11 protein-coding genes are annotated in these 11,841 nt (G+C 42.2%); 8 read left to right on the top strand and 3 right to left on the bottom strand.

Annotation, left to right across the window (positions count from 1 at the left end; all coding sequences use genetic code 11):
* Window positions 1-3 precede the first annotated feature (3 nt).
* A complete protein-coding gene (locus R7044_RS00220) occupies window positions 4-636 on the bottom strand; it encodes a hypothetical protein (protein WP_005376385.1) in 633 nt (210 codons plus the stop codon).
* Window positions 637-819: 183 nt separating this feature from the next.
* Here R7044_RS00220 and R7044_RS00215 point away from each other — a divergent pair, with 183 nt between their 5' ends.
* From R7044_RS00215 to R7044_RS00205, 3 genes are all read left to right on the top strand, one after another.
* Window positions 820-1,062, top strand: a complete 243-nt coding sequence (locus R7044_RS00215; RefSeq protein WP_005376386.1) for a DUF2164 domain-containing protein — start codon at window positions 820-822, stop codon at window positions 1,060-1,062.
* A 174-nt stretch (window positions 1,063-1,236) separates the two neighbouring features.
* Window positions 1,237-1,776, top strand: a complete 540-nt coding sequence (locus R7044_RS00210; RefSeq protein WP_017634179.1) for a cytochrome b — start codon at window positions 1,237-1,239, stop codon at window positions 1,774-1,776.
* Entirely contained in the window at window positions 1,773-2,342 is a 570-nt protein-coding gene (locus R7044_RS00205; protein WP_017634178.1) for a YceI family protein, read from the top strand. The genes R7044_RS00210 and R7044_RS00205 overlap by 4 nt, the downstream gene beginning before the upstream one ends.
* 137 nt (window positions 2,343-2,479) lie before the next feature.
* Here the strand turns inward: R7044_RS00205 and focA are convergent, their stop codons facing one another.
* Entirely contained in the window at window positions 2,480-3,931 is a 1,452-nt protein-coding gene (gene focA / locus R7044_RS00200) for a formate transporter FocA (protein WP_017634177.1), read from the bottom strand.
* A 301-nt stretch (window positions 3,932-4,232) separates the two neighbouring features.
* Here focA and R7044_RS00195 point away from each other — a divergent pair, with 301 nt between their 5' ends.
* Together R7044_RS00195 and R7044_RS00190 are read left to right on the top strand one after the other, a co-directional pair.
* Complete coding sequence (locus tag R7044_RS00195) at window positions 4,233-5,138, top strand: LysR substrate-binding domain-containing protein (RefSeq protein ID WP_005376369.1); 906 nt, start codon at window positions 4,233-4,235, stop codon at window positions 5,136-5,138.
* A gap of 227 nt (window positions 5,139-5,365) precedes the next feature.
* Window positions 5,366-5,848, top strand: a complete 483-nt coding sequence (locus R7044_RS00190) for a DUF1097 domain-containing protein (protein ID WP_017634175.1) — start codon at window positions 5,366-5,368, stop codon at window positions 5,846-5,848.
* A gap of 153 nt (window positions 5,849-6,001) precedes the next feature.
* On the opposite strand, the gene R7044_RS00185 is transcribed toward R7044_RS00190, so the two are convergent.
* Window positions 6,002-7,636, bottom strand: a complete 1,635-nt coding sequence (locus R7044_RS00185; RefSeq protein ID WP_017634174.1) for an ATP-dependent endonuclease — start codon at window positions 7,634-7,636, stop codon at window positions 6,002-6,004.
* A gap of 268 nt (window positions 7,637-7,904) precedes the next feature.
* Between R7044_RS00185 and R7044_RS00180 the strand changes: the two genes are divergently transcribed.
* From R7044_RS00180 to R7044_RS00170, 3 genes are all read left to right on the top strand, one after another.
* Complete coding sequence (locus tag R7044_RS00180; protein ID WP_017634173.1) at window positions 7,905-9,647, top strand: bifunctional metallophosphatase/5'-nucleotidase; 1,743 nt, start codon at window positions 7,905-7,907, stop codon at window positions 9,645-9,647.
* Window positions 9,648-10,269: 622 nt separating this feature from the next.
* Window positions 10,270-11,289 (top strand): TerC/Alx family metal homeostasis membrane protein, encoded by a 1,020-nt coding sequence (locus R7044_RS00175; protein ID WP_213907029.1) that lies wholly within the window; start codon window positions 10,270-10,272, stop codon window positions 11,287-11,289.
* A gap of 279 nt (window positions 11,290-11,568) precedes the next feature.
* The gene (locus tag R7044_RS00170; protein ID WP_005376351.1) at window positions 11,569-11,760 is read left to right on the top strand and encodes a hypothetical protein; all 192 of its coding nucleotides are present in this window, start codon (window positions 11,569-11,571) and stop codon (window positions 11,758-11,760) included.
* Window positions 11,761-11,841 lie beyond the last annotated feature (81 nt).

Genomic DNA, 11,841 nt, shown 5'->3' with positions numbered 1-11,841 from the left:
ATGCTACCATTGCAGTACGGCATACAACTGCAAATATTTTCTGACTAACTGCTGTTTGTTCGAACGCCGTAAAGGATGCCCAAACTTAATGTAACAAGGGCTAATACCGAATCGAGTGTCCAACGATTGCGTGAGTTGCGACTCGCTGGTGTACAGTGTGATTCCTTGTTCTGTGTATTCGTTGATCTGATCGGGTAGTTCACCCATCCACCAATGAAGCAATTCTCGGCTCGTTTTGCTGCGACTTATCCAATGATCACAAACCAAAAAGAGTAGGTCATTAGGCTGTAAGGCATAGCCATATTCACTCTGCCATTCCGTAATTGATGAGAGTAAGTTTTCCCGGCAAGATTTTCCGGCACTGACCATATGGTGACTCAGAACCCAGACAGTGCCGATGTCGGATGAAATTCGATAGTGATGGGGAAGGTCTGGAGAATCCAACACTTCGATTGGCTTTATCACGCAGTTGTATCCAAAGTGACGAAAAGTATGTTCCATCCTTCTTGAAAACGCGAGACCAAGATGATGCTCACTCATGCCTTGGTTATGCACCGCAGGGTAATGCTTTTCACACAGCTTAAGACAGTCGTCTTGAAAATCATTAACACTTTGAATAACTAGGTCGAGTAGCAAAGAATATCCCTTAATAATTACAAAACGAACTGCAAAAGGTTAGCATAGTCTTTTGAGAATAGACTAATTTACTTCGGCAACTTCTTGATCTAAACACCAAATTTCTCACAAATGACCGTGTTTAATCTTTAATAGAGCAACACGAAAGAAGCAGAAGTTGAACAAAAATTTGAAAGGGAAAAAATGATAAAGCTAGAACGCGCACAAAAAGAGGCGTTGGCCACCGCCATTCAAGATTACATGCAAGACGAGCTAGATGTTGAAATTGGCCAGTTCGATAGTGAGTTTCTAATTGATTTTATTACAGAAAAACTAGGGGTAATTTATTATAACAAGGGTGTTGAAGATGCTAAGTTACTGGTTGAACGCAGAATGTTAGAAGTTTCCGAAGAGCTGTATGAGATAGAACAAGAAATTAAGCTGTAAGTTTCAGTTTTACAAACGATTTAAAGTTCCTTCAAAAAATTCGAACAACTTGATAGATACGGTACCATTGGCTGGATGTAAATGATGGTAAATAATCTGTTTCATATGACGTAAATAGGTTAATGTAGTGTTTCTTGCTCAGCATTAACTTAGGAATATATCTAGGAACTTGAGATGGATACACTGGTAAAGAATTACAACCTTACTGCACGCGTGATGCATTGGTTATCAGCGCTGTGCATTATTGGTCTATTTGCAGTGGGTTTGTGGATGGTCGACCTTAGCTATTACAGCGAATGGTATCGAACTGCGCCGCATTACCATCGCTCTGTCGGTATTTTACTCGCTATTTTAACTTTGGCACGCATCGTATGGAAACATGTGACGGCGTCACCAAAGGTAGAAGGCAAACGTTACGAAGTGCTTGCTGCTAAAGCAGCGCATGGTGTCTTGTACCTACTATTGGTCACCATCTTTGTTTCAGGTTACCTCATTTCAACGTCTGATGGACGCGGCATCGAAGTGTTTAATTGGTTCACCGTGCCAGGAGCGGGAGAGTTATTCCCAGGCCAATCAGATATTGCAGGTGAGATTCACTTCTATGCAGCTTGGGCAGTCATCCTGATTGCAGGTTTACATGCTATTGCTGCACTAAAACACCACTTTATCGATAAAGACAACACATTAAGAAAAATGTTAGGAGCTTCAAAATGAAAAAGTCACTTTTCGCTACAGGATTAGCTATCGCTATGGCACTGCCATTTGGTGCGCAAGCTGCAGATTATGTCATCGATACCAAAGGTGCTCACGCTTCAATCAACTTTAAAGTTAGCCACTTGGGTTACAGTTTCATCAAAGGTCGTTTCAATACATTTTCTGGTGACTTTTCTTTTGATGAAAACAACATTGCTGACTCAAAAGTAAATGTTGTTGTTGATACAACCAGCCTAGATTCAAACCATGCTGAACGTGACAAACACATTCGTAGTGGTGACTTCATCGATGCTGGTAAATACAGTGAAGCAACCTTTACGAGCACAAAAGTGGTTGATAAAGGCAATGGCAAACTAGATGTAACTGGTGATCTAACGCTACACGGTGTTACTAAGCCTATTACTATTGAGGCTGAATTCGTTGGTGCTGGCAGTGACCCATGGGGCGGCGAGCGCGCTGGCTTTGTTGGCAACACTCGCCTAGAGCTTGCTGACTTTGACATCCCAGTAATGGGTGCTTCAAGCTACGTCGATATGGAACTTCATATCGAAGGTATTAAGAAGTAATTAGTTCCTTTTAGATACACTAAAAGCGCTCTTCACTTGAAGAGCGCTTTTTTATTATCTTAATCACATCACTAACATCGATAAACCAGTCAGTGATAGCGATTGAAAGCCAATAGACGTTGTAAATGTTTAGCGAATTACGCTGTTTCTAACTCACTTTTTTCCACTAAGTTTAAACGCTCACCAAAAATCGGGCGTAGTGCTTTTAATACTTCAGTACGAGTAACCACCCCGACCATCTGCCCATTTTCAAGCACAGGAAGCACTTGTGGCTTACTTACTTTGATACTTTTAGCGCGTTCTTCGAGAGACAAAGACGTCAAGCGAGTGGCAATACCCATACTGCTCGCTGGGTACAACTGCTCTTTATCGATACATAGGAATTCCACAACATCAACGAGGCGATCATCAGCGTCAATTGCGACCACATCTCTGCTCATGATGTCGACGACTTTTTGGTCTTTCACCGGAATGTAGTCCTCACACCATAGTTCTACCATCACATCGTGAGCAGAGAAGAAGCCAACTAATCGATTTTGTACGTCTACAACAGGTGCGCTAGTTACGTTGTTATCAAGTAACACATCCAGCGCGGCTGCAATTGGCGTTTCTGCACGAATGGTGACTGGTTTTGGGTTCATAATGTCTTTAACAAAAGAGGCATTTTTCATGGTGAAATCCTTAACTGACGACAGTGTTGTAGTTGTAGTGATAGAAGAAATATTCGCTGCTTTTAGTTCTGGTCGGCGAAAAATACACCAGTTTGAAAGGCCAACTAATACCGCTCCGCCGACGATGTTGCCAAGCGTGACAGGAATTAAGTTAGCGGTAATAAAGTGGCTAATGTTTAGGTCTGTGTATTGTGACGCGGGCACACCGACAGATGCCCAAAAAGATTCAGGTGCAAAATTCGCGATAACAATACCAAGTGGAACCATAAACATGTTCGCAACACAGTGCTCAAAACCGCTGCTGACAAACATTGCCACAGGCAAAATTGTCATTGCTGCTTTTGTCATTGCATTTGCAGAACTAAATGTCAGCCAAATCGCTAGGCAGACCAACAGGTTACAGAGAATACCGAGTGCAAACGCTTGAATGAGAGTGTGGTGAAGTTTGTGTTGTGCGATGTTAAGCGCATTTAATCCCCATTGACCGCCATCCATCTGATAAAGACCAGCAGCAGTAACCAGCGCAAGTAGGAACATCGCACCAATAAAGTTACCAACGTAAACTTTGCCCCAGATCGAAAGCATCTTACCGAACGATATTTGCTTATTGGCCCAAGAAATACTGGATAGGACGGCGCTGGTAAATAATTCACCACCGCAGATCACTATGAGGATCAATCCCATGCTAAATGCGAGTCCACCAGCTAGGCGGCTCAAGCCCCAACCAGCGCCCGTACTACCGGTGGTCACCGTGATGTAAAACAAGAATGCTAACCCGATGAACGCGCCGGCCATAATGGCGAGGCTTAATGTCATACTGCTGGTTTTGTTTGCCTTACTTAACGCAAATTTTTCCGCTTCAACCATCATCTCTTTTGGAGAAAAATACTGGTGATTTTGAGAACTGGTCACCGCCATATTGACTCCTTAATTTGTAATCGCATAAAAAATCCTTGGTTATTAACTCAAAAATGAAATTGTTGTTTTTATTAAGAGCCTCAATGACTTCGGTTTCAAAACCATTGAGGCTTGCGGTGTTCCCGAACCGCGTACTCAGAATAGGGAGAGCGGTTAGTAAGGTAAAATTGATAATATTTAGAAACCTCATCAAATTAATTGATAACTTTACGGGGCTAGGTAAAATGAACTCTATTGCTTATTGGGGCATGCTTTAACAATTGTGGGAATTGGGAAATACCCACTAATAATGGAGGACACTTTGCGCTACTCACTTAAGCAATTAGCGGTTTTCGACGCAGTTGCAGATACCGGCAGTGTAAGCCAAGCCGCAGAAAAATTGGCTTTGACACAATCAGCGACGAGCATGTCGCTTGCGCAATTAGAGAAGATGCTTGGCAGGCCGTTGTTTGAGAGGCAAGGCAAGCAAATGGCGTTAACCCATTGGGGGATGTGGTTACGACCAAAGGCAAAACGCTTGCTACAAGATGCATTGCAGATTGAAATGGGCTTCTATGAGCAACATTTATTGAGTGGTGAGATTCGTATGGGAGCGAGTCAAACCCCAGCAGAGCACTTAGTTCCCGACCTTATCAGTATCATTGATAATGACTTTCCAGAAATGCGTATTTCTCTCGGTGTACAAAGTACAAAAGGGGTGATTGATGGGGTATTAGATTACAAGTATGACTTAGGGATTATTGAAGGGCGCTGTGATGATAACCGTTTACACCAAGAAGTATGGTGTCGTGATCATCTTACTGTTGTCGCAGCTTCTCATCATCCTTTTGCGCGTAATCAGTCTGTTAGCCTTGCGCAGTTAGAGCAAGCGAAGTGGGTACTAAGAGAGCATGGCTCTGGCACACGAAAAACATTTGATAGTTCTATTCACCACCTTATTGAAGATTTGGATGTGTGGCGCGAGTACGAACACGTTCCGGTGTTACGTAGTTTAGTTGCTAATGGTCAGTACCTTACTTGCTTACCGTATTTAGATGTAGAGCGATATATAGAAGCAGGTCACCTTGTGGCATTAAATGTACCTGAGTTAAAAATGGAAAGGACGCTTTCATTTATATGGCGTTCAGATATGGCAGAAAACCCATTAGTCGACTGCATTAAAAGAGAGGGGCTGCGAATGATGAAAGGGAAGCCTTCAGTTCTTTAAAGGTTGATTAAATATGCCTACGAGATGAGTTGGTTTATTCCCTAAATCTGTTGATTTATCGGTTGCGTCAAACTTTTAATGTAAATTGTGAAAATAATAATATCTTATTGTGATCAATATCACCGATAAGCTGGGCTGATGTATCTAACATGTGTCCTTGATTTCAATGTATGAAGGCAGTTATTGAACCATATAGGTACGATAATAGCCGAGCAGGTATGACTACCATGACGACACTTTTAGCTATTTCTATCACTACTGGAATTTTATCTGGCGTATGGGGTTGGATCGCCATCTCTTTAGGTTTGCTTTCTTGGGCTGGTTTTTTAGGTTGCACGAGCTACTTTGCAGCGCCAACGAGCGGATTGAAAGGACTAGGTATCAGCTTAATCACCAATATGACAGGCGTATTCTGGGCAATGGTAATTATTCACGGTTCCACTTACGTGGGGTTGGAAATTATTGGCTATGTGATTACCGCTATTGTGGCATTCTTCATGTGTATTCAAGCTAAACAGGCTTGGCTCGCGTACATCCCTGGTACTTTTATTGGTTCATGCGCAACATTTGCGGCTGACGGAAACTGGCAACTTGTCATTCCATCGTTGTTGCTAGGTGGTGTGTTTGGCTATCTAATGAAAGCGACAGGGCTATGGTTGCATACGAAATCAACCGCTACTTCTTCTTCGCTTGCTGAGCAAGCACAGTAGTGAACCCCCGATCTTATTGGTATCCACTGTGTATTGAGTTTTATCCCTCTCAATACCCTTAATCAAAATTAATGATGTTTGATACAAGCACACCAAATTGGTGTGCTTTTTTTGTATTATAAGACAATACGTTGAGTGTAAAATACGCCTAACTCATGTATTGCCGTTGGCCATGGTAACAACGCGTTTAAGTGTCCAGCGCAGAAGAACAGGAATACACTCCATGCCTTTCTCTTCACAATGAGAAACAATAGCCAAAGCTAAGTCCGGTTTTGCATGTTTTTTCAAAACACGATTTACGACTTTTTTAGCAGGGATAGGGTGGTCATGAGGAACTTTGATGATGTCCTTAAAGAAAAGTTCAAAACCATTGTTGTACAGAAAGTGCTCGATGTCTCGGTCGGGTAACTCCGTAAGCCGATGCCTTTCCTGATCATGGTCGAGCTGTGCTCGCACTGCATGCGCGTACTTTTTCCCTGCTGGGTCGCCATCGGTAACGACATGCCAATCAATACCAAACTCTTTTGCTACTTTGATGAGTGATTTTAGACCTGATTGAGCAAACTCAACGATTTGAACCCCTTCGGCAGCCAAGTCATACCCGCATTGACGAGCCAGTTCATGAAAAAGCCAAACTTCGGTTTCGCCCTCAACAAGTAACCAGCACCGTGCAAATAATGCTCCTGAACGATGAAAACGAATATGGAAACCAATTCGGCGCAACTCATCTCGACCAAACTTTGTTGAGTTTAAACTCTTAGCGATGGTTCTGTCTGATAGCCGAATTAAACGTCGAATTGAATACAGTGGAACAGAACCGAGTAACGTGCCACTGTTGGTGGTTAATATCTTTTGCATTGGCAACAATTGCAATAAGGACCACGCTCTCGCTAGATGAGTTGGATGCAGTCGACCTTCTGGATCTTCAATGATCAGTATTGGTCTCGCACAGCGCCTTAAATCGGTGGGACCCTTAGCTTGAAGATAGGCATTGAGTAACCCCATTAAAAGCAAGCGGCTTTGTTTGTCATTGGTTTCTTTCAAGAACTGACTCAAGCCTTTATCAGAGGAAGGGCTTGTATAGAAAAGACCATCACGAGGTTTGCGTGGGTTGCCTTTACTGACACTTCTGAACGCGAAATAGTGTTCAACAAGCGTTTGCATTGAGTCGAGGCTACTACGAATCTCACCTTTATTCACATGGCCAGGCATAGCCAATAAGCGTCGACAGGTGTTGTTGATTCGTTTTTCAATCCGAGCATTTTTACCATCGCCGTTGACATGGTTTAAATCTGGGAAGCGTCGGGAGTCACGTAGTCGAATTACAGGATGAAGTGTCATTAACTCAATAGCGAGTTTCTCTGAGTGGTGAAGTTTTTTGGGTTTGCCGTTATGATCCAAAAACGCGTACTTTGTATTAATGCCGTGCTCATCGCGAGACGCACTAATACGGTAGTAAATGACTTGCTCACCATCTTCGTTGGTGCACCATGTAGGCTTTATGCGTCTGTAGCGTCCCGCTTTTACTTCGTTTTTATCCTGTGCTTTAAAACAAACAATGATCTGTAAGTGTTGTGTTTGTGGATGAGAAATTGAGTAGTCAACGTGAAAATCTTTCAGTTTGAATTGATACAATGAGCCATTGGCAGGTAGTGCGATGGAAAGGGCATCGAGCAATGATGATTTGCCCCACGTGTTTTCACCGATGAGCGTGGTGAGTTCGTCAAAAGAGAGTGAAAGGCGTTTGATGCCTCTAAACCCGGAGATTTCGATGCGTTCTAGTCTCATCTCAATCCTCCTTGCAATTATTTGAATTATCGAGAGTTATTTTGCTACTCCTAAGCATATATGAATTCGGAATTTTTGAGTTAAGCTCAGTTCACAAAATTACGAGAGCCTCTTACTGAATAGAGACCGTTACAAGCGAGGCTTGCTTTCAAAGCCGGGGGACAGCATCGTGATCACTTAAACATGAAATCCTAAATCGCAGTTTCATAAAATTCATGATTCTGTCATGATTCACTTCTTATTATTATAAGGAATGAAAAAAGAGAAGATGAAGATGAATAACAATCATAAGCCAGTGAGAATCAAACTGGCACACATCAATGACACACATTCCTACTTTGAACCAACGTCATTACAGTTAAAGCTTAAGATAAACAATGAACTCACGCTAGAACCCTATGTCAGTGCTGGCGGCTTTTCTCGTATCGCAACCAGAGTCGAGCAGTTAAGAGATGATGCTCAGCGCCAAGGTCATGGGATGTTGTTCCTCCATGCCGGAGATTGCTTCCAAGGTACGCTGTATTTCTCACTATTTAAAGGCAAAGCCAATGCCGACTTATTGAACGCATTAAAGATTGATGCAATGGCGTTAGGTAACCATGAATTAGATATGGGGAATGAGCCAGTTGCATTGTTTTGCCAACGTACTCAGTTCCCATTGCTTGCTGGCAACTGGGATTTATCCAATGAATCACTTAAAAAACCTCACCGTATCAGTGATTGTAAGGATGTATATAGTTACCAACCGGATACACAGAGCGCTCAATACATTGTTAAAGAATTCCATGGTGAGCGGGTCGCGATTTTCGGATTATCCATAGATAAAATGAGCGACATCGCAAACCCTGATGCAGACACGCCTTTTCACTCAGCACTTGAAACCGCCAAGGCGACCGTAAAACAAATCCATTCATCAGGTATAAAAAATATTATTCTTCTGAGCCACTTAGGTTATGAAGGTGATTTAGAGTTAGCTGAGCAAGTCGCAGGTATTGGTATAATTGTTGGTGGACACAGCCACCGGTTGCAAGGTGATTTTTCATCAATAGGGTTAGGACAAGACGATCCCTACGGTATCAAAATTAATGATACCTATGTGGTGCAAGCGGGTTTCCATGCTTTGACAATGGGGCACTGCGTCATTGAGTTTGATGAACACGGTAAAGCAACGATGTTGAGTGGACAAAATGAACTGTTGCTTGGTCGACGTATTTTTTGGGACTCAACGCTAAACCAACAGCTCGACCAAGGTGTATTCGAAACCGCGTGCGACTTCATCCATGGTCAACCGAATGTCGTGGTTTGTAAGAAACACCCGGAAACTCAAGCGATCCTGAGCGATAAATATATTCCTCAGGTCAGGCAGTTACAGTCACAAGTCATTGCTAGTGTTGACACCAAAAAGCGTCATGTGAGAATTCCCGATGAATTTGGTGAGAGTGAGTTGGCTTCCTCCGTTGCCCGATCATTTCTGCACTGTTTAAACAAACGTGGATATGACGTTCAATTTGCAATTCATAATGCGGGTGGCGTGCGAACCTCTTTGAACCCTGGCAACATCACAGTGGCAGACATTGCCGGACGGCTGTTGCCTTTTGCCGTTCCTATCGGCTTTTACGATGTAAAAGGCAACGCTATTCGCCGTGCACTTGAAGGCGCGATAAATAATGCACTCAACAATGGCGTAGAAGGCACTGGATCTGGCAGTTATCCGTACACTTACAATTTAAACTTCGAGTACCACGCAGATGCCCCAAAAGGTGAAAGAGTTCAATCATTAGTGATTTTTGATGGTAAACAATGGGTAGGTGTTCAAGATGATGTTTGGTATCGAGGGACTTCTTCTGCCTATACGATGAAAGGGAAAGAGGGGTACGACGCATTGCAGGAGATGAAAGGAGAAGGGCGTGTGACCAGTTTGTCCATGGCTGATTGTTTTATTGAACTCCTGACCGATGAGCCAAACTGTTTGAATCAAAGTCACAAACTTTACACAAAGCGACGTCGATAATAGATATTGGTATTGATTTTGCTGCTCTCCACTTACTACATGGGTTGATGAGGATGGCAGTATGTGGAATAAAGATTGGGCAGATACGGCAGTCGTGGTTGCCTGGATCGCAATTTGGTCAACACTGGTCTACTTTGTGCCTCTAAGCGGCTTTTGAATTGCTAAGAATGTGGATGCTACAAAAGGGAGCAGTAATGCTCCTTTTTTGTATCTATCTTCCCCGTTAGGCCTCTAACCAATGAAGAGTTTGTCTTGAGCCATTTGCTGCTTTTTGTCTGTTTACTATAGTTGCGGTGGTTGAATCCATTTCTTTCTTTTTATAGTGCTTCTTGATTTTTAATAAGAATTTTATTTCGATAAGACAAGGTTTTTTTGTTGGAAAGCCTGACGCTCGGCGTTATTATGTCGACGTTTGGGGAGTAGTTAGCGCAAGTTTACTTATCGTCATCTCGTTAAGCATCAGCTTATCCGGTAAGTAAAGGTGTTACGTGGTTTATTCACATCAACACTTCAACGAGACCAACGCATTCATTGACTAGCAGCACATAATCGTTATGTGGCTGTTGGTTGTTATTGTATGCGGAAGGTCACCAAACGAAGTCCTTCCGCCATGGGAGGAAATATGTCTCTTATCGAAAATACCACCCAATTGAGCCAATCGGTGCCTCTTCAAGAATCATTAGCGATGTATGGTGCTTTTGGTTTATTTACCCTTGTTCTTGTTACGCTTGATATCTATCAAACACGTGGTGGCGCTATCACGATGAAAAAAGCCATCGTTTGGAGTGTTTTTTGGTTCTTGCTTGCCTTTGTTTTTGCAGGTTCTATTTATTTATTCTGGGACTTTTACGCGCCACATAGCGCTTATACGAACGACAAAGCAACGATTTCATTCTTAACTGGTTACTTACTAGAGAAGTCGTTAAGCGTTGATAACTTGTTTGTGTTTGCCATCATCTTTGCACAATACAGTGTGCCGGAGCATTTGCGTCCGAGAGCATTGCTTTTGGGGGTGATAGGTGCGCTAGTTTTACGCGCTGTCATGATTGCGGTTGGTGCTCAGTTACTTGCACAGTATCATTGGGTATTGTACTTATTTGCTGCTTTCCTTATTTGGACAGGTGTTAAGCTAGCTCGCGACAAAGGCGAAGCAGAAGAAGTTAATCCATATCCGGAGCAGTTGATTCGAAAGGTATTGCCAGTTACAGATGACTACCAAGGAAATCACTTAATCTTAAAGCAAGCTGGTAAGTGGGTGGCAACACCGATGCTGATCGTTGTTGGTGTCATTGCAGTAATGGACGTTATGTTTGCGTTGGATTCTATACCAGCTATATTCGCGGTAACGCGAGAGCCATTTTTAGTCTTAGCCGCGAACGTATTTGCATTATTGGGTTTGCGATCGCTGTACTTTGTTCTTCAAGCAATGTTAGACAAGTTTGTATACTTAAAACCAGCATTATCAGTAATCATGATGTTTATCGGGGTAAAAATGCTATTGGTTGGAACAGAATATGAGATTCCGACAACATGGTCTCTCACATTTTTAGTTGTTGTGATGACATCGGCAGTGGTGGCATCACTCCTAAAAAATAAAGCGAAGCGTCAAACTAGCGTTAATATTACTAATCAAAAAATATAAAGTAAGCACTAAAATCAAAAGAAATAACGAAAAATATTGTTAAATATATGTTATTGCTTAAGGAGCGATTATGCAGGTAATGTTCAGTTATTCAATGTAATTACAGCAATTGTGATTATTTATGCCGTTATTATTCATTTGTATTTTTGAGTTTTGTAATGAGTTTGTTTTATTAGAAATTCTAATTTGAATGGGTAAAATTTGTCATTTCTTAAACAATAAGAAACTGACTAATATACAACCAACTAAACAGACTACTGCTTTTAAAGAGAGGCAATCATGGCACAAGCAATGCAAATGACAAATGTAGCTTTACCAACCTCTATGGATAAGAAAACCTACGCGGTTAACTTCAAAGGACTGATTGCTCACTTACTGGACATTCTATTTGTAGATAACACTGCGCCACGCAGTTACTACGCAGAAGACTTGTCAGCACATATTCAAAAAGACATCGGTATGTACCGTTAATATTGAAATAGTGTAAGAAATACCGGCCTATGAGCCGGTATTTCTTTATTTGTAAAACATGCCTACTCAACCTACGCCCTA

This window comes from Vibrio sp. 1402, from assembly GCF_033340275.1.
The sequence above is the reverse complement of the archived record's forward strand: the minus strand, read 5'-3'. Positions and strand labels throughout refer to the sequence as shown.